Raw genomic sequence first — 25,586 nt, forward strand, 5'->3', positions numbered from 1 at the left:
CCCTTTTAACGCCTCATGCATAGCAGGGGCCCCTTGTTAACACCCGGCCGGTACGTCGCCAGATCGAGTGTTAATAGGGGGCCCTTCCTCTACCGTAGGCGTTAATAAGGGGCCCTTCCTTACCCCAAAGCGCGGGTGTAGCGCAGTTGCCGGACGCTCACGTTGCCGATCATGTCGTCGCGTTCCAGCCCGGTCCGCTGCCAGCCGCCGCGCTCGTAGAAGCGGCGGGCGGGGGCGTTGTCGCGCAGCACCCAGAGCACCGCGCGACGCCAGCCGTGCCGCCCCATGGCCGCCAGCGCGTCGATCATCAAAGCCCGACCGATGCCCCGACCACGCTCCGCCGGCTCCAGATGGAGGGCGTTGAGCAGGCCGGTGTCCGGGTCGCCCTCGTCGTCCGGCCCGAGGTAACTGAAGCCGACCAGGGTGCCCTTCCGCTCGGCCACGGTCATCCGGTGATCGGTCCGCTCATAGCTCCACCGGAGCGTCCAGTAGTCCGCCATCGCCTCCGGTGTCGGGTCGGTCAGTGCCTCCGGCGGCAGGATCGACGAGTACGCGGCGACCCGCGAACGCTGGTGGAGCCGTCCCACCGCCGCTATGTCGTCAGCGGTTGCGGCACGCAGCGTGACAGTCACCCGGCCGAGGGTACTCGCCGGGGCGGGACCTGCACGGTGCTCAGATCCTCGGCGATCACCAGGTCGCCGTCGAAGTGGGCGCGGGCCTCCTCGGCGAAGCGGCGCAGGTCGGGGTACCGCTGGGAGAAGTGGGTGAGCACGAGACGGCGTACCCCGGACTCGGTGGCCACCCGGGCGGCCTGAGCGGCCGTCAGGTGGCCGACCTCGGCGGCGAGCGCCGCCTCCGACTCCAGGAAGGTCGCCTCGATCACCAGCAGGTCGGCGTGCTCGGCCAGCGCGTACACCCCGTCGCAGAGGCCGGTGTCCATCACGAAGGCGAACCGCTGGCCGGGTCGCGGCACGCTCACCTCCTCGCGGGTGACGCGCCGCCCGTCGAGGTCCAGGTGACCGACGCGCTGCAACTCGCCGACGGCCGGCCCCTCGATGCCGTACCCGGCCAGCCGCTCCGGCAGCATCCGGCAGCCGTCCGGTTCCACCAACCGATAGCCGTACGTGTCGATCGGGTGCCGCAGTCGGCGGGCCTCCAGGGTGCCGCAGCGCAACGCGATGCGCTGCCCGTCCGCCTCGATCGGGGTCACCGCCAGCTCGGCGGTCTCGTAAAAGGAGCTGGCGTGCCGCAGCCGGGCGAAGTATTCCGCACCCTCGGCCGGGAAGTGCACCGCGACCGGCCGGGAGACCCGGTCCAGGGAGAGCCGCTGGATGGTGCCGGGCAGGCCGAGGCAGTGGTCGCCGTGGAAGTGGGTGATGCAGATCCGGGTCAGGTCGGTGGCGGTGACCGTGGTGTGCAGCAGTTGCCGCTGGCTGCCTTCACCCGGGTCGAAGAGGATCACCTCGTCGTCCCAGCGCAGCACGTACCCGTTGTGGTTGCGGGCCCGGGTCGGGGCCTGGCTGGCCGTACCGAGCACCACCAGCTCACGCATGGACACCCTGGCCTCCGCTGACATGAAGCGACCCCCGGGGCTTCCGCGCGGACGCGGGCCGACTGGACTGGGTCGGCACCCCGGGGGCCGGGTGGCTTGTCGTGGTTTCGCCGCACCGCTGCCACACGGTCTCGACGACTTCTTACTGCCCGCCTGGGATCAGACGGTCACTGTCGAGGACAGCGGCTAGCGGACAGCCACCTCACGAGTCCGATTGCTATACAAGTCTGGACCACCTCCTTTCCCGTGTACCGCCACGCTATCCAGGGTCGGGGTCGGCGGCAACGGATTTCGATCACAGGCCGGCCGGGAATGCCGGGCCACCTCACGAGCCGGGGGCGATGCCGATCGGGCCCTCGCGGGGGCCGTCCTCGTTGGCCGGCTGCACCGACAGGGAGGGGAAGTTCGCCAGGTCGCCCTCCGGCTCGGCGTCCCACTCGGGGAAGACCAGGTCGCTCTGGAGGTAGAGACAGAGCAGTTGGGCCAGTTGCCGCAGCCCCTCCAGGTGGGTGCGTTCGTGACCGTGGGTGGCGTCGACACCGAAACCGAGCAGGGCCACCCGGGCGTGGGCCCCGGCCTCCACCGCCGCCGCCACGTCCGAGCGGTAGTAGTCGAAGACGTCGCGGACCAGGTCCACCTCGTGCTCCCGGGCGATGGCGGCCAGGTTGCGGGTCAGGTGATAGTCGAAGGGGCCCACCCCGTCGCCCATGGCCAGGGTGGCGGCGTCCTCCCGGGACTGCTGCCCGGGGGCGACCACTGCGGCGTCCACCGAGACGATCTCGGCGACGTCCGGGTCCAGGCCGTGCGAGGCACCGTGGCCGATCTCCTCGGTCACCGTGATCAGCAGGTGCGCGGTGACTGCCGGCTGCACCCCCGCGTCGACCATCGCCTTGATCGCGGTGAGCACCGCGGCCACCCCGGCCTTGTCGTCCAGGTGGCGGGACTTGACGTACCCGCTGGGGGTGACGGTCGGGTTGGGCAGGAAGGCCACGAAGTCGCCCGCGTCGATGCCGAGTGCCCGCAGGCCGTCGATGTCCTCCACCGGCTCGTCGACGCGTACCTCGACCTGATCCCAGCCGATGCCCTGCTCGTCGACGGCCTCGTTGTAGCGATGGCCGCTGGCCTTCAGGGGGAGCACCTGACCGGTGATCACCCGTTCCAGGTCGTCGGTGAAGATCCGGACGTGGGCTCCCTCGGCGAACCGGGCGCTGTGCGTACCGATCGGCTTGAGTTCCAGCCGGCCGTTCTCCTTGAGCCGCTTGACCATCCCGCCGATGGTGTCGGTGTGCACCACGATCGCCCGGTCCGCCCCGTGCTCCCGAGGGCCGGGCAGGCAGGCACTGAGCGCCCCTCGGCGGGTCAGCGTCGACGGGATGCCGAGCGCGTGCAGACGCTCACCGACGTACTGCTGCACGTGATCGGTACGCCCGGAAGGGCTGGGGATGTCCAGCAGTTCGAGCAGCACCTGGCGCAGGTAGTCCAGGTCTAGGGGGAGCGGGATGGTCTTGCGTACGGTCATGCCCCCGATGGTGCCGCACCCGCCGGAGTCCACAGCCGTTGCGGTGCCCGCGTCCCGGGAAAGAGGAGATCCACGAAGCGCTCCGCGGTGGGCTGCGGTTCGTGGTTGGCCAACCCGGGCCGCTCGTTGGCCTCGATGAAGACGTGCTCGGGTCGATCGGGGGCCGGGGTCAGCAGATCCAGGCCGGTGACCGGGATGTCCAGAGCCCGGCTGGCGGCCACGCACGCCTCGGCGATCACCGGATGCAGCTCGCCGGTGACGTCGTGGATGGTGCCCCCGGTGTGCAGGTTGGCGGTGCGGCGTACGGCCAGCACCTGCCCCTCGGGCAGGATGTCGTGCAGCTCGTACCCGGCCTCGGCGACCACGTCCCGGGTGATGTCGTCCAGCGGGATGCGGGACTCCCCACCGGTGGCGGCGGCCCGGCGGCGACTCTGCCGCGCGATCAGCTCGGCGATGTCGTGCACCCCGTCACCGGTGACGGAGGCCGGCCGGCGTACGGCGGCGGCGACCACCTCGTGATCGATCATGACCACCCGGAGGTCCTCACCGGCGCACAACTCCTCCAGCAGCACCTCCGTGCAGTACCGGGCGGCCAACTCGATCGCGGCGGCCAGGGCCTCCGGGGTCTTGACCCCCACGGTGATGCCGTTGCCCTGCTCGCCCCGGGCCGGCTTGACGACCAGCTCGCCCACCTCGGCCAGGAACTCGACGTCGGCGGCGTCCCCGCTGGCGGTGCGTCCGCGCGGCACGGACAGCCCGGCCTCGGCCAGGATCCGTCGGGTGACCCGCTTGTCGTCGCAGCGGCTCATCGCCACCGCCGAGGTCAACTCCGACAGTGACTCCCGGGTGAGGATCGTCCGGCCACCGGTGGACAGCCGCAGCTCACCCCACTGGGGGTCGGTCACCTCCACCCGGATGCCCCGCCGCATGGCCTCGTCGGCGACGATCTTCGCGTACGGGTTGAGCTGGTCGTACCCGGCCGGCATGGCCGGCAGGAACAGCCGCTCGTTGATCGGGTTCTTGCGCTTCACACAGAGGGTCGAGGTGCGGTAGAAGCCGAGCCGCTCGTAGAGCCGGATCGCGCCGACGTTCTCGGCCAGCACGGACAGGTCCACGTACGCCCGACCCCGGGCGACCAGCCGGGCGGCCAACTCGGTGATCAGGGCCTGCCCGGTGCCCGGCGGGGCCTGGTTGAAGTCGACCGTCAGGCACCACAGGCTGGCGCCGTTGTCCGGGTCGTCGAAGACCGCGACATGGTCCACCCCGGTGATGGTGCCGACGATCTCGCCGGTCGTCGCCTCCGCCACCAGGTGCAGGAAGCGGTCGGTGGCGGCGTTGTCCACCAGGATCTCGACCGGTGCGGTGACCATGCCGTTGGCCGCGTAGATCCGGTTGACCGCCTCCGCGTCGGCGGCGTCGCGCAGCCGGCGGATGCGTACCCCGGGCAGCTCCGCTGCGCCCTCCGGGAGGGTGGGAATCTCGACGGTGCCGCTCTTCCCGGTGGCCTCCGGTCGGGAGCCGGGCAGCGGCAGCCGGTAGGTCAGCGAGGGGTCGATGAACAGCTCATCCGGCAGCCGGGAGACCAGCACATGGGGATCCCGCAGGTAGATGCAGATGTCCCGGGCGCCGGCCGCCTCGGAGCGCAGTACGTCGGCGACGGCGGCCTGATCGTGGAAGGTCTGGCCGAAGACCAGCCGCCCCCAACCGCAGTCCAGCACGACGCCGTCGTCGCCGCGCGTTCCCTCCTCGTCTTCGCCGGGGTCGTTGCCGGCGGCCACGGCGACCGGGTCGCCACCCGGCCCGACCCGCTCGTACCGCCGTCCCCGGCCCCGGTCGGCCCTAGCCGTTCCGGTGGCCAGTGTGTCGGTCACGGTCAGTCGATTCCGTGGCTCTGGAGCCACATTTCCAGGAGTCCGAGTTGCCACAGCTTGTTTCCGTTCAACGGGGTCAGTTCGGCGTTGGGAGCGTCGAGCAGGGCGTTGACGTAATCGGTGCGGAACAGGTCGCGGCGGCGGGCCTCGGGCGCGGACAGCGCGTCCCGTACCCGGTCGAGGAGCTTGCCCTCCAGGTGGGTAAGCCCCGGCACCGGGAAGTACCCCTTCGGCCGGTCGATCACCTCGTGCGGCAGCACCCGGCGGCCGATCTCCTTGAGGACCCCCTTACCGCCCTGGGCGAGCTTCAGCTCGGGCGGGCAGGCGGCGGCCAGTTCCACGAACTCGTGATCCAGGAAGGGCACCCGGGCCTCCAGCCCGTGCGCCATGGTCATGTTGTCGACCCGCTTGACCGGGTCGTCGGTCAGCATGATCTGGGTGTCGATGCGCAGGCCCGCGTCGACCGCGGTCTGCGCGCCGGGGGCGGCCAGGTGCGCGGCGACGAACTCCCGCGCCGGGTCTCCCTCGGCCAGCCAGTCGGGGTTGAGCACCCGGGCCAGCCCGGCCGCGTCGCGGTCGAAGAAGGCCCGGGCGTACGTGTCGAGGGCCTGCTCGCGGTCGACCCGCGCCAGCGGCGGATACCAGTGGTAGCCCCCGAGGATCTCGTCGGCGCCCTGGCCGGACTGCACCACCTTGACGTGCCGGGACACCTCCTGACTGAGCAGGTAGAAGGCCACACAGTCGTGGCTGACCATCGGTTCGCCCATGGCCGCGACGGCGGCCTCCAGCGGCGGCACCAGATCCCGGGCGGCCACCCGGATCTGGTGGTGGTCGGTGTCGAAGGTCTTGGCGACGATGTCGGAGTAGCGGAACTCGTCGCCCTCCCGGCCGCCGACGGCGTCGAAGCCGATGGAGAAGGTGGACAGGCCCCGCTGCCCCTCACCGGCCAGCAGCGCGACCACCAGGCTGGAGTCCAGACCACCGGAGAGCAGCACCCCGACCGGCACGTCGGCCACCATCCGGCGGCGTACGGCCCTGGTCAGGGATTCGAGCAGGGCGTCCTGCCAGTCCTTCTCGGACCAGTCGGCATGCTCGGCCCGACGCAGGAAGGGCGGGCTCCAGTAGACCCGCTCGTGGCTGCGGCCGTCGGGCTCGTACACCCGGACGGTGGCCGGGGGTAGCTTGCGGACCCCGCGCAGGATGGTGCGCGGCGGCGGCACGATGCTGTGGAAGCTGAGATAGTGCGCCAGGGCCACCGAATCGATCGTGGTGTCCACGTCGCCGCCGGCCAGCAGGGCGGGCAGGGTGCTGGCGAACCGCACCACCCCGGACGATTCGGCCAGGTAGAGCGGCTTGATGCCGAGCCGGTCCCGGGCCAGCACCAGCCGCCCGCTGTCCCGCTCGGTGATCGCCACGGCGAACATCCCGATCAGGTGGTCGACGAAGTCGAGCCCCCACTCGGCGTACGCCTTGACCACTACCTCGCTGTCCCCGGTCGAGAAGAACCGGTGGCCCTTGGCCGACAGTTCGGCGCGCAGCTCACGGTAGTTGTAGATGCAGCCGTTGAAGACGGCCGACAGCCCGGTGGCCGAATCCACGATGGGCTGGCCGCTGGCGGCCGACAAGTCGATGATCTTCAGGCGTCGATGACCGAGCGCGACCGGGCCGTTGGACCACACTCCGCTGCCGTCGGGCCCGCGGTCGCACATCGTGGCGGCCATCCGCTCCACCGCGACGACATCGGCGCGCGTCGCGTCCTTTCGGAATTCCCCAGCCAGTCCGCACATGTCAAAACATGCTGCCAGAGGATGTTGCAGTCTGCCTGTTGAGACAATGACAGTCATGTAACAGACTTGCTAGAATCCGCGCCCCGCGTAACCCTGGCTTCGCCATGTTCTTGGCCTGGGAAGTCCTGTGCCGCAACATGCCCGGGTGTCCTGATCGGGGCGGCCCGCGTCCTGTGACGTACGCCCTAATACCCGGCGCGTAGTGAGAGGCCCGGTCGGTAAAACCGGGCCTCCCTTCGCTTACTGGTCGTGCTCAGCCGTCGGTACGGGCCAGTTCTTCGTCCGGTGGCGCCCCGCTGGGTGACGGATGGATTCCGAACTTTTCGATCATGAAGCGCCAGAACAGGGGGACAGCGTCCTCGGCCGGGCGCCGGATGCGGTCGTTCCTGCCGTTGTGGGTCAGCGTCTCGACCGTGATCCATGGGCCCTGGTACCGGACGATCACTTCGTCGTACGGCGGGCTGAGCACCGGGGTCGGGACCACGACCAGGTCCGTCATCGACAACAACCCGGCCAGGTAAGCATCGGCTCCTGAGGCTAGGACGCTCCTGGCGATGTCAAGCATGGGTCGCATCTGCGGCGACCGGGCGCACCACTCGCCGAGTCGGGCTTCGATCGTCGGCCACGGCGCGTCGCGAAACTCGCCGGGGTAGCCCATCGTCCGCATAGGGGAAGCGTCAGCAATACCGCCCCCGAGACAACGCCCGGGGCCTCGCCGGCCCCGGCCCAGGTTGGCAGCTCTGGCGCGGATACCGTGGACCCGCGCCAGAACTACCGCAAGCTCAGGCCGTCCTGGCCACGCCGACCGGGCAGCTCATCCCGTTCGGGCCGTGGTTGCAGTAGCCGTTCGGGTTCTTGGTCGGGGCGAGGTACTGCTGGTGGTAATCCTCGGCCAGGTAGTAGTCGCCCAGCCGACCGATCTCGGTGGTGATCTCACCCTTGCCGGCGCGGGCCACGATCGGGGCGAAGGCGTCCCGGGAGGTCTGGGCGGTCGCCAACTGGTCGTCGGTGGTGGCGTAGATGGTCGAGCGGTACTGGGTGCCCACATCGTTGCCCTGGCGCATCCCCTGGGTGGGATCGTGGTTCTCCCAGAAGACCTTGAGCAGGTCCTCGTAACTGATCCGAGCCGGGTCGTAGACCACCTGGACCACCTCGGCGTGCCCGGTCATCCCGGAGCAGACCTCCTCGTAGGTCGGATTCGGGGTGTAGCCCCCCGCGTAACCGACCGAGGTGGTGTAAACGCCCGGCAGGGACCAGAACAACCTCTCGGCGCCCCAGAAACACCCCATCCCGAACACCGCGACCTGCAAACCCTCGGGGAACGGACCCCTCAGCGGGGTGCCGAGCACCTCGTGCCGGTCGGCGACCGGCATCGCGATCAGACGGCCGGGCAGGGCCTGGTCGGGGGAGATCATCTCGGCCTTCATGCGGCGGAGGAACACGGTGGAACTCCTTTCGTACCTTCCCCGCCTGCAACACCGGCGGACCCCACTTCCTTACCCGCCCCGCCAACGGTCAGGCCCGCCCCCGCCGCCACCGGGTCCGCGCGTACTCCTGCACCCAGCTCCGGCTGCTCCGCCAGGCACCGTCGTCCCCCTTGACCGCCCGCAGGCGTCCACGGCTCGCCGCAACCCGAAGGGCGGCTTCCGACAGTTCACTCGTGGCGAGAGCCGGCAGTGGCACGAGGTGCGCCGAATCCGCGGCGGCCGGTATCAGGAAGCGGTGGATGTTCCCGGTGACGCTGCGGGCGATCAACTCCCCCAGGGCACCCGGGTCACCCTGGTCGGCTCGCTGCAAGGCAGTCAGGTACCGGCTGCGGTCGCGCTTGTAGATGATGGCCGGCGGATAGCCGAGCCGGCCGAGCAGAAGGCTCAGGACCAGCCGTCCCGCGCGGCCGTTGCCGTCCAAGAACGGATGAATGACCTCGAAGCGGTGATGAATCACGCCCAAGCGCTCCGCGAGTGGCACCTCGCTGTCGGTGCGCAGTGTTTCGGTGGTGTCCACCCAGCTTCGGAGGAGGGAATCCACCTCGGGCCAGGGCGGGGGCTTCATGCCGCCAGGGAATCTGGCGATTTCGTGCTGCCGGAAGTTGCCCGGGGCCTCGGCGTCGATGGCGTGTGGATGCGGTGCCACGGTCCATACCGGGGTCATGGCCAGGTAGTGGATGTGTCGGATCTCCTGCATCGACACGAGGGAGCCGTCCTGCCAGTCGCCAGGCTCCAGCGCCTGGCCGTAGACCCACTTAGCGGCCTCCGCGTACCCCTGGACCTCCATGTAGTCGCGCAGCGGTTTGGCGCCGATCGCCCGGCCTTCGTCGAGGAGCTTCTCGACCTCGTGCAGGATCAGGGTGTTGCCCTCGATCGCGGTGCTGTTGTGGGCCTCCTGGTGCCAGATGTCGGACCAGATGTCGGCAGCCTCGCCGGGGCGGGGAAGGCCGCCGAACTGGTCCCGTAGCTCCTGGACCGCCTCTTCCATCCGGCGGTGAACCTCAGCACGGCTCGGGCGTCCTGGGCCTGGCACGGTGACTCCAAGATTTTGTTCGTCAGGGCGGATTTAACTGTACCGAACAAAATCGAATTTGTTCGGTAGCGGGAAAAGAACCTGAACGAACAATTTCGGGTACGGGGCCGTCAGGGCAGGGCGGTGTGGATCCGCTCGGCGTACGAGGTGGCCTCGGCGTCGTCGGCGTAGCGGGTACGCGGCCAGAAGAAGCCGCGCAGGCCGTCACCCTTGGTCCGGGGCACCACGTGGGTGTGCAGGTGCGGCACGGACTGGGACACCGTGTTGTTTATCGCCACGAAGGTGCCGCCCGCCCCCAGCCCGGCCTCGATCGCGACGGCCAGCCGCCGGACCAGCCCGAAGTAGTCGGGCAGTGACTCCGGCGGCAGGTCGGCCAGGGCTACCAGGTGGGTACGGGGCACCACCAGCACATGCCCCTTGAACACCGGCCGGGTGTCCAGGAAGGCCATCCCGGCCGGCTCGTCCACGACCCGGAAGGCCGGCACCTCGCCCGCCACGATCCCGCAGAACACGCAGCCCGCCATCGCCCCAGGCTAGGGCAACTCTCCGGTCCCGTGGCTCACCACAGGCTGGCGGGCATCGGGATGGCGGCGCCCCCGGCGAAGTTGTCGTGCCAGCGGCGCAGGTCGGTGAAGTAGCCCCCGTTGTGCGACCGGACCACGTGCACGTGGGCCATCGCCCCCCGGCTGAAGGCGACCAGGTCGGCCCGCCCGTCGCCGGTGAAGTCGCCGGCCCCCGGGATCGCGCCGCCGCCCGGGAGGGTCCAGGCCCAGCGGGTACGCGGCAGGAAGTGGTTGCCGGCGGAGAGGGCCACGTCGGCGTACTGCCCGTTGAGGTTGACCGCGGCCAGATCGTCGCGCCCGTCGCCGTCGAAGTCGCCGACCAGCGGCACCTCGCTGCTGCCGAGGTTGAGGAAGTAGTCGAGCCACTGGTACGCCAGCACGAAACCGCTGCCGGTGGAGAGGCCGACGCTCGCCGCCGTACCGGTGAACCGGTCGACCGCGATGATGTCGTCCCGGCCGTCCCCGTTGACGTCCCCGACCAGCGGGACGTCGTCGTCCCCGACGAAGTTGTCGTGCCAGCGCACGCTGGTGCCGACGAACTGGGTGCCGTTGGAGAGGGCGACATAGACGTCCCGGACGTTCTCCCGGACGAAGGTCGCGATGTCGGCCCGCCCGTCCCCGTTGAAGTCACCGACCACCGGGGTCTCCTTGAAGGCGGCGAACCAGGTGTGCCAGAGCTGGGAGGGCCCGAAGGAGATGCCGGTGGAGAGGGCGACATAGACGTCCGCCGCGGTGCCCCGGGTGAAGGTGATCAGATCGTCGCGGCCGTCGCCGTTGACGTCGGCGAGCATCGGGAACTCCTGCCCGGCGGCGAACCAGGTGTGCCAGCGGGTGGCCGCGCCGAAGCTGGCACCGTTGGACAGTGCCACATGCACCTCGGGCTGGACGCCCCGGGTGAAGCTGACGATGTCGTCGCGGCCGTCGCCGTTGACGTCGGCGTACCGTCCCGAGAAGCCGTCGTTGCCCGGCCCGCCCGGGTCGACGTACAGCACCAGGTTGGGCGAGCCGGCCGGGTCGGTGATCCGGTCCCGGGTGGCCTCGTCGGCCAGCCGCGCGGCGACGGTCCGGGGCGAGGCGGTGGGGAAGCGTTGCAGGTAGCGGGCCACCGCACCGGTGACGATGGGCGCCGCCGCCGAGGTGCCGCCGAAACCGGTGGTGGTGGAGGTGTCGCTGGCTGCGGTGACGGTGCGGACCTGCTCGCCGAAGGAGAACAGGTCCACGCACGGGCCGAAGTTCGAGTTGGGCAGCCGGTCCCGCAGGGCGTGCACCATACCCACGGTGATCACGTCCGGTACCCGGGCGGGGGAGTAGCCGCAGGCGTTCTGTCCGTGGTTACCGGCGGAGGCGACCACCGGGATGCCGGCGGTGAGCACCGCGTTGACGGCGTCGTCGAGGGCCTGGTTCGCGGTCGTCGCCAGGCTCATGTTCACCACCGCCGGCCGGACCGCGTTGGTGACGATCCAGTCCAGCGCGGAGATGGCCCAGGAGACCTGCCCGGGGGTGCAGCCACCCACCCGGACGGTGTGCAGGCGTACGCCCTTGGCCACCCCGTGCACCATGCCGCCGATCAGGCCGGCCACCTGGGTGCCGTGCCCGGAGCAGTCGCCGGTGCCCCACTGGTCGATGCCCTGCGGCACGAAGTTGACGTCCCCGGTGGCCCGGCCCCCGAAGTCCGTGTGGGTGTGCCGCATCCCGCTGTCCATGACGTAGACGTGCACCCCCTGGCCGGTGGTGTCGTAGGCGTACGAGCCGTCGAAGGCCCCACCGTGCTGGTCCAGGGCGTCCAGGTGCCAGGGCGGGTTGGTCTGGGCGGCCTGCGGGAGCAGCAAGGCGTCCTGGGCCACGTACGCCACCTGCGGCTCCTGGCTGAGCCGACGGGCGTCCGCGGTGGACATCCGTGCCGTGAAACCCGGCAACGCGGACCGGTAACTGGCGGCCAGCGCGCCGGGGTGCCGGCGCAGCAGCGAACGGGCGCTGCCGTCGACATCCCGGGTGGCGTCGCCCCGCAGCACCACTATCCAGCTGTCGGCCACCGCGGCCCCCGGAGCCGGGGCGAACTTCCCGGCCGCGAACGCCGGACCCGGCGGTGCCAGCAGCCCACCGGCCGTGGTCAGGACACAGACGGCCGCCGCAGCCAGGAAACGGCGGCGCAGGACACGGGCCACGGGCTCTCCTCAGGGTACGGTCGCCGGCCGGGCAAGATCCCGTCGGCGGGTTCCCCGCATGGTGACAAAGCCCCACCATGATCGATATGACCGCCCGGGTGACAGGTTCCGTCCGTTGGGACGGACTGGAGGACTAACGTTCCGGGCATGAGTCACGGTTTTGACACGCTCGCCATCCACGCCGGCCAGGACCCCGAGGCCCGCACCGGCGCGGTGATCCCACCGATCTACCAGACCAGCACCTACGCCCAGGACGCCGTCGGAGCACCCCGGCAGGGCTACGAATACAGCCGTTCCGGCAACCCGACCCGTGATGCCCTGCAGGAGTGCCTGGCCGCCCTGGAGGGCGGGCCGGTCGGGCTGGCCTTCGCCAGCGGCCTGGCCGCCGAGGACGCCCTGCTGCGTACCGTCTGTGTCCCCGGTGACCACGTGGTCATCCCGGACGACGCCTACGGTGGCACCTACCGGCTGTTCGCCAAGGTGGCGCAGCGGTGGGGGCTGTCGTACACCCCGGCCAAGGTCTCCGACCCGGACGCCGTGCGGGCCGCGATCCGGCTCGGCAGCACCAAGATCGTCTGGTTGGAGACCCCGACCAACCCGCTGCTCGGCATCGCCGACATCGCCACCCTCGCCGGGGTGGCGCACGATGCCGGGGCGCTGCTGGTGGTCGACAACACCTTCGCCTCGCCGTACCTGCAACAGCCGATCGCCCTCGGCGCCGACGTGGTGGTGCACTCCACCACCAAGTACATCGGCGGACACTCCGATGTGGTCGGAGGTGCCCTGGTCGCGGCCGACCCCGCCCTCGGGGAGGAACTGCGCTACCACCAGAACGCGATGGGCGCGGTCAACGGCCCCTTCGACGCCTGGCTGACCCTGCGCGGGATCAAGACCCTGGGCGTACGGATGGATCGGCACTGCGACAACGCCGAGCGGATCGCCGGGTACCTGGAGGGGCACGCCAAGGTCGCCCAGGTGCTCTACCCGGGGCTGCCCAGCCACCCCGGCCACGAGGTGGCGGCCAAGCAGATGCGCCGGTTCGGCGGAATGATCTCCTTCCGGGCCGCCGGGGGCGAGGAGCACGCCGTCGAGATCTGCAACCGGGCGAAGCTTTTCGTGCTCGCCGAGTCCCTCGGCGGGGTGGAATCCCTGATCGAGCACCCGGGCCGGATGACACACGCGAGTGCTGCGGGCTCGCCGCTTGAAGTTCCCGGCGATCTCGTGCGACTGTCTGTCGGCATCGAGACGGTCGAAGACCTGCTCGCCGATCTGGAGCAGGCGCTGGGCTGACCGCTGGCTGGGGAGGGTGGCCGTGCAGGACATCATGCCGACCTGGGTGGGGGCGACCGCCAAACAGATCGCCCGGGGGGTACGCCGGGGAGATGTCTCGGCCACCCAGGTCCTGGCCGACCACCTGGACCACATCGCCAAGGCCGACACCGACCTCGCCGCGTTCCGTACCGTGCGCGGCGGGGAGGCGGTCACCGAGGCGGAGAAGGTCGACGAGCAGGAGGACCTGGCCAACCTGCCGCTGGCCGGGGTGCCGGTGGCGGTCAAGGAGAACACCCCGGTGGCCGGGATGCCCACCTGGAACGGCTCCGCCGCGGTGCGTACCGCCGTCGCCGAGGCCGACCACGAGGTGGTGCGCCGGCTACGTGGCGCCGGGGCGGTGATCCTCGGGGTGACCCGAATGCCCGAGCTGGGCCTGTGGGCGGTGACCGACGACGACAGCGCGGTCACCCGCAACCCCTGGGACCTGGCCCGTACCCCCGGCGGCTCCTCCGGTGGCGCGGCGGCGGCTGTGGCGGCCGGGCTGGTGCCGATCGCCCACGGCAACGACGGGCTCGGCTCCATCCGGATCCCGGCGGCCTGCTGTGGTCTGGTCGGCCTGAAGCCCGGCCGTGGCGTGGTGCCCTGCCAACTCGGTGCGGAGGACTGGTTCGGGCTGACCGAGCACGGCATGCTCAGCACCACGGTCGCTGACGCGGCGGTCGGCTTCCAGGTGCTGGCCGGACGCGCCCAGCAGAAGCTGGTGCCACCCCAGCGGCTGCGGGTCGGTGTCTCGCTGCGCTCACCGGTGCGGGGTGTCTCGCCCGACGCCCCGAACCGGGAGGCGGTCGCCGCCGCCGGGCGGCTGCTGGCCGCCGCCGGTCACGACACCCTCCCCGCCGACCCGGTCTATCCGACCGCCCTGGGGTTGCAGGGCATCGCCACCTGGTTCGCCGCGGCCGCTGCGGACGTGCGGGCCGCCGCAGTCGACCGGCGCAGCCTGCAACCCCGCAGCCGCCGGCATGTAGCCCTCGGGGAGTGGGCCTGGCGGCGGGGGTACGTCCGGGAGGCCGACCGGGCGGCCTGGCGGGAACGCTCCATCGGCTTCTTCACCGACCACTCCGTGGACCTGCTGCTCACCCCGGCCCTGGCCGCCGCGCCGCCGCCGGCCGCCAGCTGGTCGGCCCGCTCCTGGCAAACCAACATGCTGACCAGCATCCGGTACGCCCCGTACGCCGCGCCCTGGAATGTCGCCGGCCTGCCCGCCCTGGTGGTGCCGGTGGGCCGTCGCCCGGACGGGTTGCCGCTGGCCGTGCAGCTGGTCGGCCCCCCCGGCTCGGAGCTGCTCCTGCTAGGGGTCGCCGGCCAGTTCGAGATGGAGGCCCCCTGGCCCCGGCACGCCCCCGGGTACCCCCGGGTCGGGACGGGTGCCGCGGCCAGCGCGTAGCGCGGGTTGCGGGTGGGTCCTGGCGCCGCCGTTTCGGCGCAATGGCGGGGTGCGGGGCGGTGGCATACCGCCACTACGGCGTAACGGAGTCGATCACGCGCCAGTCGATCCCGGCATCCGGTACGGCGGGTGGCACGATCAGGGGCATGACGGAACTGGTCACCCTGGACGATGTGCGGGCCGCGCGGGAACTGATCGCCGGGGTCACCCGCACCACCCCGCTGGAGCCGTCCCGTCCGCTGAGCGCCGCGCTCGGCGGGCCGACCTGGCTGAAGTGCGAGAACCTGCAACGGGCCGGGTCGTACAAGGTCCGGGGGGCCTATGTGCGGATCTCGCGGCTGTCCGCGCAGGAGCGGGCCCGGGGGGTGGTAGCGGCCAGCGCCGGCAACCACGCCCAGGGGGTGGCCCTGGCCGCCGGGCTGGTCGGCACCCAGGCCACGGTCTTCATGCCGGTGAACGCGCCGCTGCCGAAGGTCGCCGCCACCAAAGGGTACGGCGCCCGGGTCGAACTGGCCGGGGCCAACGTCGACGAGTCCCTGGTCGCTGCGCAGGCGTACGCCGAACGAACCGGGGCGGTGCTGATCCATCCGTTCGACCACCCGGACGTCATCGCCGGACAGGGCACGGTGGCCCTGGAGATCCTGGAACAGTGCCCCGAGGTGGAGACGATCGTCACCGGGATCGGCGGCGGTGGACTGATCTCCGGCATGGCGGTGGCGGCCAAGGCGCTCCGCCCGCAGGTACGGGTGATCGGGGTGCAGGCGGCCGGAGCCGCGGCCTTCCCGCCGTCCCTGCTGGCCGGCGAGCCGGTCCGCCTGCCCACCTTCGCCACCATCGCCGACGGCATCGCGGTGGGCCGGCCCGGCGAGATCACCTTTGCCCACGTACGCAAGTTGGTCGACGAGGTCGTCACCGTGACCGAGGAGGACATCTCCCGGGCGCTGCTGATGCTGCTGGAGCGCGGCAAGCAGGTGGTGGAACCGGCCGGCGCGGTGGGGGTGGCCGCCCTGCTGGCGGGCGTCGTCCAGGTGCAGGCCCCGGTGGTGGCCGTGCTCTCCGGGGGCAACATCGATCCGCTGCTGATGCTGCGGGTCATCGAGCACGGCCTGGCGGCAGCCGGCCGTTATCTGCGGATCACGGTGCGCTGCTCGGACCGGCCGGGGCAACTGGCTTCGCTGCTCAGTGAGATCGCCGAGCACCGGGCCAACGTGGTCGACGTGGTCCACCAGCGGGCCCACCCGCACCTGGGTCTCGGCGAGGTCGAGGTGGCGTTGTCGGTGGAGACCCGGGGGGTCGAGCACTCCGACACCCTGATCAGTGCCCTGCGGGCCAGCGGCTATCAGGTGACCATGGCCCCGGAGGCCTGACACCTACCGGTGTCAGGCCTCCGGGCGTGGATGCCATCGGTCACGGCGCCAGCCGCCGCCAAGCCAGCGCGGGCCGCCGAGTCAGCGTCGGCTGTCGTCTAGCTGGCGCGGGCGGCTGAGTCAGCCGGAGAACGGCTCGAAGCTGACCACGGTCACCTTGATGTCCGCACCGCTGGGTGCGGTGTAGGTGCAGGTCTGGCCGGCCTTACCGCCCAGGATCGCCTGGCCGAGCGCCGACTCCGGGCTGTAGACCGTGAGGTCGGTGGTCGAGGCGATCTCGCGTGAGCCGAGCAGGAATGTCTCCGTGTCATCGGCGTCGTCGTCGAAGTAGATCGTCACGACCATCCCGGGCGCCACGGCGTCGGCGGTCGGCGCCTCACCGACCTGGGCCGTGCGGAGCAGTTCCTTCAGGTAGAGGATGCGCCCCTCGGCCTTGCCCTGCTCCTCACGGGCGGCGTGGTAGCCGCCGTTCTCGCGCAGGTCGCCTTCCTCACGCCGGGCGTTGATCTCGGCGGCGATGATCGGCCGGTTGGCGATCAACTCGTCGAGCTCGGCCTTCAGGCGGTCGTACGCGTCCTGGGACAGCCAGGTGGCGGGCGCCTCGTTGCCATTGGACACAGGCGGTCCTCCTCGGTTGTGCGTGCTGGCTGACAGGTGAACCTTTAAGTTACCAGTGTCGTACGACAAGGAGTGTCGGTGATCACGTCCGCCGGGCGGGGCCGGCGGCCACCCACCGAGCGGCCGGCGGTCCCAGACCCGGGGGACAGCGGGCTCAGACCCGGAGGCAGCGCGGCCTCAGGCCGGGGGGCGGCAGCGGACGACCTCGCCGATGAAGGGGCGTGCGCTGGTAGCCAGTCGATGCCGAACGGTGACCTGTCGTTCCCCCTGGGCCGCGCTGACCGGGACCTCCTCCCGGGCCACCTCGGCGCCGGGGTTGTCCCGGGCCCGCAGCAGGCACACCGCTGACCCGCCCTCCGGCAGGTTCACCCGGAAGTCGATGACCACCTGGCTGTCCGTGATGTCCGTGTAGGTGATCACCTGGGCGTCGTAGGCGGGGTCACCGTACTGCCGGTAGAGCCGGACGGAGACCGCAGTGAGGGCGGCCACCAGGACGACCAGCAGCAGCGCGGTCAGCAGGGGCCGGCGGCGGCGGGGCTCCCGGCGGCGTCCGTACCGGCCGGGGGGGAACACCGGCGCGCCCGGTGGAATTGTGGCGTGCGTCTCGGTCACCGGCGGGTATCTCCTGGCGTTTGTGTCGGCGGTATGGGCAAGAATGGCGGAGGTCCGTCCTTCCTGCCCGACTCGGTGGTGCGGGTACCCACACCGTTGGGCGCCCGGTCCTCTGGGATGCTCGGTCTCTCGCTGCCCGGCGCCAATGATGGCTGGTGTCAAATATGACAGGCCGGCGCGGTGCAGTACCGCGCCGGGCAGGAAATCCGGCAGGCCACGATGGCCCCGGGGGTCAACCGCTGGGCAGAGACGAGGAGCGCCGACGTTGGCAGAGCAACTTCGACTCATGGCCGTCCACGCACATCCCGACGACGAGTCGAGCAAGGGCGCCGCCACCATGGCGAAGTACGTCGCCGAGGGTGTGGACGTGCTTGTCGTGACGTGTACCGGCGGGGAGCGCGGCAGTGTGCTCAACCCCAAGCTGGACCGGCCGGAGGTGTGGGCCAACATCGCCGACATCCGGCGAGCCGAGATGGACGCGGCTCGCGCCATCCTCGGGGTCGAACAGGCCTGGCTGGGCTTCGTCGACTCGGGCCTGCCCGAGGGCGACCCCCTGCCCCCGCTGCCCGAGGGCTGCTTCGCCCTCCAGGACGTCGAGGTGGCCGCCGCCCCACTGGTACGCCTGATGCGTCAGTTCCGGCCCCATGTCGTCACCACGTACGACGAGGACGGCGGCTACCCCCACCCCGACCACATCATGTGCCACAAGATCAGCGTGGCGGCCTTCGAGGCGGCCGGCGACGCGGAGCGCTATCCCGAGCTGGGTGAGCCGTGGCAGCCCCTGAAGCTCTACTACGACATCGGGTTCTCCAAGGGCAAGATCCTGGCGCTGCACGAGGCGATCCTGGCCACCGGAGCCGAGTCCCCGTACGAGGAGTGGCTGACCCGCTGGGAGGACCGCCCCGACAAGGGTCCCCGGATCACCACCCGGGTGGACTGCGCCGAGTACTTCCCGGTCCGGGATGACGCCCTGCGGGCCCACGCCACCCAGGTCGACCCGGACGGTTTCTGGTTCCAGGTGCCGATGGAACTGCAGCGAGGCGCCTGGCCGACGGAGGACTTCGAACTGGCCCGGTCCCTGGTCGACAGCCCGCTGCCCGAGTCGGACCTCTTCGCGGGCATCCGGCAGACGGCGCATGCCGGCTGATCCGGCGGCCGGTTACCCTGGTCGGACACCGCATTTCGGAGGAAATCCATGCTGACCGCCGTCCAGGTGCTCGCGCAGAACAACTTCGGGGACACTCGGACCGGTGGCCTGGCCGGGCCGATGGGCCTGTTCCTCATCCTGGTGCTGGGCACCGCGACCGTGCTGTTGATCCGCAACATGAACTCCCGGCTGCGCCGGCTGCCGGACAAATTTCCTGCCCAGCAGCCCAACACCCCTGCGGCAGCCGAGGGCGCGAGGGTCAGTGATCCGACAGATGGGACCGTCACGGCGGATTCATCCACGGACACCGCCAACCGGCACCAGCAGCACCGGGACGGGTGACCGGGGCATGATTCACGTCCAACCGGATGGTCGCCCCCTGTTGCGACCACCGGCTTTGGCTTAGCCTTCCGCCGGGGGGACCAGAAGTCCCCATGCTGCGCGGAAGGGGGCGTCGATGACCATCACGATGATGTCGACCCCTCACGTACCCTGTCGTCGGCTGGCAGGAGGAGGTCGGTGACCTCCGGCAGGGCCGGTCATCCCCTTGACCGGCACCCAGGCCGTGGGACGCCCCTCGGACTGCATCTGCTCACCGCCGCCGTCCTGTGCACCGCCCTGATCGCCGCGGTGGTCGGGCTCAGCCTTCCGGCCCCGCTGCCGGTCGACGACCCGCTCGGCGGGCCGGTCCGCTTCGGCATCGCGGTGGCCGCCTTCGCCCTGTCCCAGTTGGCCCGGCTGCGGTTCCGAGCCGCCGCCGGCATGGTCAGCGTGACCTGGGCCGAGGCGGCACTGATCATCTGCCTCTGTCTGGTGCCGCCCGGTTGGCTGCCCGCCGCGGCCATGCTGGGGGTGTCCCTGGCCTGGACGGCCATGTCGATCGTGGATGAGGGGCGGACGACCTGGGAGGTAGCCCGCATCGCCGGGGCCCAGACCGCCGCGGTGGCGCTGGCGGTCGCGGTCACCACCGCCCTAGGCCAGCCGCTGCTGGCCCCCCTGACACCGGCCCTGGCGCTCACCGTCACCGCCGGGGCGGTCACCTATCTGCTGGCGGCCGCCGCGCTGGGCGGGGTCATGCTGTCGGTACGCCACGGGATGCCGATCGGCCGCCCGCTGCTCGCGGCGCTGCGCGGCAAGCTGCTGATGTTCGTCGGCAACCTCGTGGTCGGCGTACTCGTCGTGGTGCTCATCGAGATCGACCTGCGGTGGCTGTTGCTGCTGCCCCTGCTGCTGTGGCTGCTTCAGCAGACCTACCGGCAGCGACTGCGCGACGCGCGCGAGCGGCGGACCTGGCGGTCCTTGGCCGAGGCCACCTCCGCGCTCAACCAACTCGACGAGCGGGGGGTCGCGGTGGCCGGGGTCACCGGCGCGCTGACCCTGTTCGAGGCGGAGATCGTGGACGTGGAGGTGGCCGGGGCAGACGGCCGGTGGTGGCGCTACCGGGGCGATCCCAGCGGGCAGCTCGTAGACCGGGAGATACCCCCACCGGCCGAGGGCGGATCCGACTCGGAGGAACTGGTCCGTGACCTGTCGGTCGGGGACACCCGGGTGGGGCGGCTGCGGGTGCGGCTGCCGCGAACGGCCCCCTCCACCGGGCGGGAGCGCGACGCCCTGGCCGCCTACGCCGATGCCCTGGCCGGGGCTCTGCACGACGCGGCGACCCACCGGGAGCTGCGACTGGTCACCGCCCGTTCGTCGTACGAGGCGGTGCACGACCCGCTGACCGGGCTGGTCAACCGGGCGGCCCTGCTCAGCCAGGGCGACCAGGCGCTGCGGCGACTCGCGCACGACCGTCCGGTAGCCCTGCTGCTGCTCGACGTGGACCAGTTCAAGGAGGTCAACGACACCCTGGGGCACGCCGCCGGCGACCAGTTGCTGCGGCTGACCGCCGACCGGCTCAGCGGCCTGGCCCGCCCCGGTGACCTGCTGGCCCGCCTCGGCGGAGACGAGTTCGCGCTGCTGCTGACCTCGGTACCGGTGCTCGGGGACCACAGCGCCCCGATGGCGTACGCCCTGCGTCAGGCGCGGGAGGTGGCCGACCGGCTGGCCGCTCCGGCCGAGGTGGCCGGGGTACGGATGTCCGTCGAGGTGTCCGTCGGTGTGGTGGTGGCCACGGCCGGCACCGCCGACCTGACCGAGCTGCTGCGCCGCGCCGACATCGCCATGTACCAGGCCAAGTCCGGCGGCGGCAGTGTGGCCACCTACGACAGCGCGCGGGACGCGGCCAGCACGGACCAACTGGCCCTGCTGGCGGAGCTGCGGGAGGCTTTGCAGGCCGACGACCAACTGGTGCTGGTGTTGCAGCCCGCGGTGGACCTGACCACCGGTGCGCCGACCGGGGTGGAGGCGTTGATCCGCTGGCGGCATCCGCGCCGGGGCCTGCTCAGCCCCGCCGACTTCATCCGGGCGGTGGAGAACAGCGACCAGCTGGGCTGCTTCACCCGGTACGTGCTGGACAAGGCCTTGACGGTGGCCGCCAGCTGGGCCCGCGAGGGTCTGGACATCCCCATCTCGGTCAACCTCTCCGCCCGCAGCCTGCTGGACTCTCGGTTGCCCACCGAGATCGCCGAGGCGCTGCGTAGGCATCAGGTGCCGGCGGACCGGCTGGTCCTGGAGATCACCGAGACGGTGGTGATGAGCGAGCTGGAGGTCATCGACCAGGTGCTCACCGCCCTGCGGTCGATGGGTGTGCAACTGGCGGTCGACGACTTCGGCACCGGTTTCTCCTCCCTCAGCTTCCTCGCCCGGGTGGCCGTGGACGAACTCAAGGTGGACCGCTCGTTCGTGCTGCGGATGGGGGAGTCACCCGAGGCGGCCGCCATCGTGCGCCTCACCGTCGGGATGGCCCACGAGCTGGGCCTACGGGTGGTGGCCGAGGGCGTGGAGACCGCCGCCCAGCGCTCCGCCCTCACCGAGCTGGGCTGCACCGCAGCCCAGGGCTACCACTTCTTCAAGCCCATGCCCGCCGACAAGATCGCCGCCGTCCTGGGCTCCCTGTCCCGCAAACCCCCCACCAACGTCCTCCCCCTCCGCGCCGACGACGCCTCCTAACCCGCCCCGCCTTACCCCGTTGATCATGAGGTTGGCGGCACTGTGGAGATCAACAAGTGCCGTCAACCTCATGATCAACGCCGTGAGGGGGGTGGGTGGGGGTGGGGGTGGGTAGGGTCGGGGGGTGAATCGACTCGTGGGGGCCACCAGTCCGTATCTGCTTCAGCATGCGGACAATCCGGTGGACTGGTGGCCTTGGTGTGAGGAGGCGTTCGCCGAGGCTCGGCGGCGGGATGTGCCGGTGTTGATCTCGGTTGGTTACTCCGCGTGTCACTGGTGTCACGTCATGGCGCACGAGTCGTTCGAGAACGAGGGCGTCGGTCGGCTGCTGAACGAGGGGTTCGTGTCGATCAAGGTGGATCGGGAGGAGCGGCCCGACGTCGACGCGGTCTACATGACCGCCACCCAGGCGATGACCGGCCAGGGTGGCTGGCCGATGACGGTCTTCGCTACGCCGGACGGCACCCCGTTCTACTGCGGGACGTACTTCCCCCGGGCGAACTTCATCCGCCTGCTCCAGTCGGTCAGCACCGCCTGGCAGGACCAGCGCGAGGCCGTACTGCGGCAGGGGGCCGCGGTGGTGGAGGCGATCGGCGGGGCCCAGGCCGTCGGTGGTCCCACCGCCCCGCTCACCGCCGACCTGCTCGACGCCGCCGCCAAGCAACTGGCCAACGAGTACGACGAGACCAACGGCGGATTCGGCGGGGCACCCAAGTTCCCGCCGCACCTGAACCTGCTCTTCCTGCTCCGCCACCACCAGCGCACCGCCTCGCCGCAGAGCCTGGAAATGGTCCGGCACACCTGCGAGGCGATGGCCCGGGGCGGCATCCACGACCAGCTCGCCGGTGGCTTCGCCCGGTACTCCGTGGACGCACACTGGACCGTGCCGCACTTCGAGAAGATGCTCTACGACAACGCCCTGCTGCTGCGGGTCTACACCCAGCTGTGGCGGCTCACCGGCGACGCGCTGGCGCTGCGGGTGGCCCGGGACATCGCCCGCTTCCTCGCCGACGAGCTGCACCGACCCGGCCAGGGGTTCGCCTCCGCACTGGACGCCGACACCGAGGGAGTGGAGGGCCTCACCTACGCCTGGACCCCGGCCCAGCTGATCGAGGTGCTGGGGGAGGAGGACGGCCGCTGGGCCGCCGACCTGTTCGGCGTCACCGAGGCCGGCACCTTCGAACACGGCATGAGCGTGCTCAAGCTGGCCCGCGACGTGGACGACGCCGACCCGGCCGTGCGGCAGCGCTGGCAGGAGGTCGTACGCCGGCTGCTGGCCGCCCGGGACACCCGCCCCCAGCCGGCCCGTGACGACAAGGTGGTGGCCGCCTGGAACGGCCTGGCCGTCACCGCCCTGGCCGAGTTCGTCCGGCTGATGGAGACCTCCGGCCGGATCGGCACCGAGGGGGAGGCCAACCTGCTGGAGGGGGTCACCATCGTCGCCGACGGCGCGATGCGCGACACCGCGGAGTACCTGGCCCGGGTGCATCTGGTGGACGGGCGGCTGCGGCGGGCCTCCCGCGACGGTCAGGTCGGGGAACCGGCCGGGGTGCTGGAGGACTACGGCTGCGTGGCCGAGGCGTTCTGCGCCATGCACCAGGTCACCGGCGAAGGACGCTGGCTGGACTGGGCCGGGCAACTGCTGGACGCCGCGCTGGCCCACTTCGCCGCCCCCGACGGGGCCTTCTACGACACCGCGGACGACGCGGAACAACTCGTGGCCCGCCCCGCCGACCCGACCGACAACGCCACCCCCTCCGGGCGGTCCGCGATCGCCGCCGCCCTGGTGGCCTACTCGGCGTTGACCGGGCAGACCCGCTACCGGGAGGCCGCCGAGGCGGCCCTGTCCACCATCGCGCCGATCGTCGGGCGGCACCCACGCTTCACCGGGTACGCGGCGGCCGTGGGGGAGGCGCTGCTCTCCGGGCCGTACGAGATCGCTGTGGTCACCGCCGATCCCGCCGGTGACCCGCTGGTCGCGGCGGCCCACCGGCACGCCCCGCCCGGTGCGGTGATCGTGGCCGGACAGCCGGACCAGGTCGGCGTACCCCTGCTGGCCGACCGGGGGTTGCTCGACGGCCGGCCGGCGGCGTACGTCTGTCGGGGTTTCGTCTGCCAACGGCCGGTCGACACGGTCGAGGACCTGGTGGCGCAGCTGGGCTGAGCCGGATCCCCTGGCCGGTGCCTGCGCCGACCCCGATAGGCTGACGCCCGCTATGGATTCCCGTACCGGTCTGCCTGTTGTCGGCATGGTGGGTGGTGGCCAACTGGCCCGGATGACCCATCAGGCCGCGATCTCCCTCGGTCAGTCGCTGCGCGTGCTCGCGCTCACGCCGGACGACGGGGCGGCCCTGGTCGCCGCCGACGTCCAGTACGGCGACCACACCGACCTCGCCGCCCTGCGCACCTTCGCCAAGTCGTGTGACGTGGTCACCTTCGACCACGAGCATGTCCCGACCGAGCACATCCGCGCCCTGGCCGGCGAGGGGGTGAAGCTCTTTCCACCGGCGGAGGCCCTGGTGCACGCCCAGGACAAGCGGGTGATGCGGGAACGGCTCGACACCCTGGCGGCCCCGAATCCGGCCTGGCGGCCGGTCGAGTCGACGGCCGACCTGGTGGCCTTCGGCGACGAGGTGGGCTGGCCGGTCATGGTCAAGGCCGCCCGGGGTGGGTACGACGGCCGGGGAGTCTGGCCGGTCACCGACGCCGCGCACGCCACCGAGCTGGCGCAGACCCTGCTCGCCGGTGGCACGAAGCTGATCGTCGAGGAACGGGTGGCCCTGCGCCGGGAACTGGCCGTGCAGGTGGCCCGGTCTCCGTTCGGGCAGGTCGCCGTCTACCCCGTGGTGGAGACGGTGCAGCGCGACGGGATCTGCGTCGAGGTGCTGGCCCCGGCCCCCGGCCTGCCGGAGGAGTTGGCGGTGGCCGCCCAGCAGCTCGCCATCGACCTGGCCAGCGCCCTCGGCGTGGTCGGGCTGCTGGCGGTGGAGCTGTTCGAGGTCGCCGACGACTCCGCCCCCGCCGGCAGTCGGCTGCTGGTCAACGAGCTGGCCATGCGTCCGCACAACTCCGGCCACTGGACCATCGAAGGGGCCCGCACCTCCCAGTTCGAGCAGCATCTGCGGGCGGTACTGGACTACCCGATGGGCGACACCTCGCTGACCGCGCCGGTCGTGGTGATGGCGAACGTGCTCGGCGGTGAACCCGGCGGCATGCCCGTCGACGAGCGGCTGCACCACCTCTTCGCCGCCGAACCGGGCGCCCGGGTGCACCTCTACGGCAAGCAGGTACGCCCCGGCCGCAAGATCGGGCACGTCACCGTGCTCGGCGACGACCTGGACGAGGTACGCGCCCGCGCCGCGCGGGCGATGCGCTGGCTGCGCGACGGTACGGAGGAGGCAGCATGAGCACGGTCGGTGTGATCATGGGCAGTGACTCGGACTGGCCGACCATGAAGGCGGCCGCCGAGGTGCTCGCCGAGTTCGAGGTGCCGTACGAGGTAGAGGTCGTCTCCGCACACCGCACCCCGGTCAAGATGATCGACTACGGCCGGGCCGCCGCCGGGCGTGGCCTCAAGGTGATCATCGCGGGTGCGGGTGGGGCGGCTCACCTGCCCGGGATGATCGCCTCGGTCACGCCGCTGCCGGTGATCGGGGTGCCGGTGCCGCTGAGGCACCTCGACGGCCTGGACTCGCTGCTGTCCATCGTGCAGATGCCGGCCGGTGTGCCGGTGGCCACCGTGTCGATCGGCAACGCGCGCAATGCCGGACTGCTCGCGGTGCGCATCCTGGGTGCCTCCGACCCGGCCCTGCTCGACCGGATGTCGGCGTACCAGGCCGATCTGGAGCAGTTGGTCGCGGAGAAGGATGCGGCGCTGCGGGCTTCTCTGGCTTAGGTTTTTGCTGGTTGCGGTTGGGGCTGGGGGGCGACCGTCCCCGGCTCCGGGTGGTCAGGCTTGATCCCTGCGCCGGGCACGGTCGCCCCCCAGCCCTGCCGTGGGCAGGCTATCCCCGGCTGTCCAGGCTCCGTTTCGCCGAAATGGCGGGTTTCTGCTGCTGTGTATCCCGCCGTTTCGCCGGAGTGGCGGGTTCCTGGCCC

21 protein-coding genes are annotated in these 25,586 nt (G+C 71.3%); 9 read left to right on the forward strand and 12 right to left on the reverse strand.

The features are described 5' to 3' along the window. Positions 1–119: 119 nt before the first annotated feature. The 10 genes from ABZ795_RS03215 to ABZ795_RS03260 form a co-directional block, all read right to left on the reverse strand. Positions 120–632, reverse strand: a complete 513-nt coding sequence (locus ABZ795_RS03215; protein ID WP_357528425.1) for a GNAT family N-acetyltransferase — start codon at positions 630–632, stop codon at positions 120–122. Next, entirely contained in the window at positions 629–1,558 is a 930-nt protein-coding gene (locus ABZ795_RS03220; RefSeq protein ID WP_357528427.1) for a ribonuclease Z, read from the reverse strand. Before ABZ795_RS03220 ends, ABZ795_RS03215 begins: the two co-directional genes overlap by 4 nt. A gap of 319 nt (positions 1,559–1,877) precedes the next feature. Continuing rightward, complete coding sequence (locus tag ABZ795_RS03225; protein WP_357528429.1) at positions 1,878–3,071, reverse strand: osmoprotectant NAGGN system M42 family peptidase; 1,194 nt, start codon at positions 3,069–3,071, stop codon at positions 1,878–1,880. Continuing rightward, positions 3,068–4,942 (reverse strand): N-acetylglutaminylglutamine synthetase, encoded by a 1,875-nt coding sequence (ngg, locus tag ABZ795_RS03230; protein WP_357528431.1) that lies wholly within the window; start codon positions 4,940–4,942, stop codon positions 3,068–3,070. The genes ABZ795_RS03225 and ngg overlap by 4 nt, the downstream gene beginning before the upstream one ends. A gap of 2 nt (positions 4,943–4,944) precedes the next feature. Then, positions 4,945–6,729 (reverse strand): N-acetylglutaminylglutamine amidotransferase, encoded by a 1,785-nt coding sequence (locus tag ABZ795_RS03235; RefSeq protein WP_357528433.1) that lies wholly within the window; start codon positions 6,727–6,729, stop codon positions 4,945–4,947. Positions 6,730–6,982: 253 nt separating this feature from the next. Further along, positions 6,983–7,228, reverse strand: coding sequence for a hypothetical protein (locus tag ABZ795_RS03240; protein WP_357528435.1), 246 nt, complete (start codon positions 7,226–7,228; stop codon positions 6,983–6,985). A 283-nt stretch (positions 7,229–7,511) separates the two neighbouring features. Beyond that, a complete protein-coding gene (gene msrA / locus ABZ795_RS03245) occupies positions 7,512–8,171 on the reverse strand; it encodes a peptide-methionine (S)-S-oxide reductase MsrA (RefSeq protein WP_357528437.1) in 660 nt (219 codons plus the stop codon). 73 nt (positions 8,172–8,244) lie between these two features. Then, positions 8,245–9,204 (reverse strand): Fic family protein, encoded by a 960-nt coding sequence (locus ABZ795_RS03250; RefSeq protein WP_357528439.1) that lies wholly within the window; start codon positions 9,202–9,204, stop codon positions 8,245–8,247. A gap of 155 nt (positions 9,205–9,359) precedes the next feature. Beyond that, positions 9,360–9,773 (reverse strand): HIT family protein, encoded by a 414-nt coding sequence (locus ABZ795_RS03255; protein WP_357528441.1) that lies wholly within the window; start codon positions 9,771–9,773, stop codon positions 9,360–9,362. Between the two features lie 35 nt (positions 9,774–9,808). Continuing rightward, positions 9,809–11,977 (reverse strand): S8 family serine peptidase, encoded by a 2,169-nt coding sequence (locus ABZ795_RS03260; RefSeq protein ID WP_357528443.1) that lies wholly within the window; start codon positions 11,975–11,977, stop codon positions 9,809–9,811. A 147-nt stretch (positions 11,978–12,124) separates the two neighbouring features. Between ABZ795_RS03260 and ABZ795_RS03265 the strand changes: the two genes are divergently transcribed. The 3 genes from ABZ795_RS03265 to ilvA all read left to right on the forward strand — a co-directional run bounded on the left by ABZ795_RS03265 (position 12,125) and on the right by ilvA (position 16,060). Further along, positions 12,125–13,267, forward strand: coding sequence for a cystathionine gamma-synthase (locus tag ABZ795_RS03265; RefSeq protein WP_357528445.1), 1,143 nt, complete (start codon positions 12,125–12,127; stop codon positions 13,265–13,267). Between the two features lie 16 nt (positions 13,268–13,283). Then, the gene (locus ABZ795_RS03270; RefSeq protein ID WP_357528447.1) at positions 13,284–14,693 is read left to right on the forward strand and encodes an amidase family protein; all 1,410 of its coding nucleotides are present in this window, start codon (positions 13,284–13,286) and stop codon (positions 14,691–14,693) included. A gap of 146 nt (positions 14,694–14,839) precedes the next feature. Then, positions 14,840–16,060, forward strand: a complete 1,221-nt coding sequence (ilvA, locus tag ABZ795_RS03275; protein WP_327022665.1) for a threonine ammonia-lyase — start codon at positions 14,840–14,842, stop codon at positions 16,058–16,060. A 120-nt stretch (positions 16,061–16,180) separates the two neighbouring features. Here ilvA and greA read toward each other — a convergent pair whose 3' ends face one another. Both greA and ABZ795_RS03285 read right to left on the reverse strand, forming a co-directional pair. Beyond that, positions 16,181–16,678, reverse strand: a complete 498-nt coding sequence (greA, locus tag ABZ795_RS03280; protein ID WP_327022664.1) for a transcription elongation factor GreA — start codon at positions 16,676–16,678, stop codon at positions 16,181–16,183. 177 nt (positions 16,679–16,855) lie between these two features. Next, positions 16,856–17,290, reverse strand: a complete 435-nt coding sequence (locus ABZ795_RS03285; protein ID WP_357528450.1) for a DUF4307 domain-containing protein — start codon at positions 17,288–17,290, stop codon at positions 16,856–16,858. 265 nt (positions 17,291–17,555) lie between these two features. Between ABZ795_RS03285 and mca the strand changes: the two genes are divergently transcribed. From mca to purE, 6 genes are all read left to right on the forward strand, one after another. Further along, positions 17,556–18,437, forward strand: coding sequence for a mycothiol conjugate amidase Mca (mca, locus tag ABZ795_RS03290; protein ID WP_357528452.1), 882 nt, complete (start codon positions 17,556–17,558; stop codon positions 18,435–18,437). Positions 18,438–18,485: 48 nt separating this feature from the next. Next, positions 18,486–18,779, forward strand: a complete 294-nt coding sequence (locus tag ABZ795_RS03295) for a hypothetical protein (protein ID WP_327022661.1) — start codon at positions 18,486–18,488, stop codon at positions 18,777–18,779. Between the two features lie 240 nt (positions 18,780–19,019). After that, on the forward strand, positions 19,020–21,488 hold the full coding sequence (locus tag ABZ795_RS03300) for a bifunctional diguanylate cyclase/phosphodiesterase (protein WP_357529001.1): 2,469 nt from the start codon (positions 19,020–19,022) through the stop codon (positions 21,486–21,488). Between the two features lie 124 nt (positions 21,489–21,612). Beyond that, complete coding sequence (locus tag ABZ795_RS03305) at positions 21,613–23,652, forward strand: thioredoxin domain-containing protein (RefSeq protein ID WP_357528454.1); 2,040 nt, start codon at positions 21,613–21,615, stop codon at positions 23,650–23,652. A gap of 52 nt (positions 23,653–23,704) precedes the next feature. Then, complete coding sequence (locus tag ABZ795_RS03310) at positions 23,705–24,895, forward strand: 5-(carboxyamino)imidazole ribonucleotide synthase (RefSeq protein ID WP_327022659.1); 1,191 nt, start codon at positions 23,705–23,707, stop codon at positions 24,893–24,895. Further along, positions 24,892–25,383 carry a 5-(carboxyamino)imidazole ribonucleotide mutase gene (gene purE, locus ABZ795_RS03315; protein WP_327022658.1) on the forward strand — a complete coding sequence of 164 codons (492 nt, stop codon included), beginning with the start codon at positions 24,892–24,894 and terminating at the stop codon, positions 25,381–25,383. Before ABZ795_RS03310 ends, purE begins: the two co-directional genes overlap by 4 nt. Positions 25,384–25,586 lie beyond the last annotated feature (203 nt).

The sequence above is a fragment of the Micromonospora sp. NPDC047134 genome (assembly GCF_040643455.1).
Taxonomy (GTDB): Bacteria; Actinomycetota; Actinomycetes; order Mycobacteriales; family Micromonosporaceae; genus Micromonospora.

Bases quoted from the DNA above. Each gene is read 5' to 3' on its own strand.
- ABZ795_RS03225 (WP_357528429.1), bottom strand. From the start codon at position 3,071: ATGACCGTACGCAAGACCATCCCGCTCCCCCTAGACCTGGACTACCTG.
- ABZ795_RS03235 (WP_357528433.1), bottom strand. From the start codon at position 6,729: ATGTGCGGACTGGCTGGGGAATTCCGAAAGGACGCGACGCGCGCCGAT.
- ABZ795_RS03240 (WP_357528435.1), bottom strand. From the start codon at position 7,228: ATGACGGACCTGGTCGTGGTCCCGACCCCGGTGCTCAGCCCGCCGTAC.
- ABZ795_RS03250 (WP_357528439.1), bottom strand. From the start codon at position 9,204: ATGGAAGAGGCGGTCCAGGAGCTACGGGACCAGTTCGGCGGCCTTCCC.
- ABZ795_RS03255 (WP_357528441.1), bottom strand. From the start codon at position 9,773: ATGGCGGGCTGCGTGTTCTGCGGGATCGTGGCGGGCGAGGTGCCGGCC.
- ABZ795_RS03265 (WP_357528445.1), top strand. From the start codon at position 12,125: ATGAGTCACGGTTTTGACACGCTCGCCATCCACGCCGGCCAGGACCCC.
- ilvA (WP_327022665.1), top strand. From the start codon at position 14,840: ATGACGGAACTGGTCACCCTGGACGATGTGCGGGCCGCGCGGGAACTG.
- ABZ795_RS03295 (WP_327022661.1), top strand. From the start codon at position 18,486: ATGCTGACCGCCGTCCAGGTGCTCGCGCAGAACAACTTCGGGGACACT.
- ABZ795_RS03310 (WP_327022659.1), top strand. From the start codon at position 23,705: ATGGATTCCCGTACCGGTCTGCCTGTTGTCGGCATGGTGGGTGGTGGC.
- purE (WP_327022658.1), top strand. From the start codon at position 24,892: ATGAGCACGGTCGGTGTGATCATGGGCAGTGACTCGGACTGGCCGACC.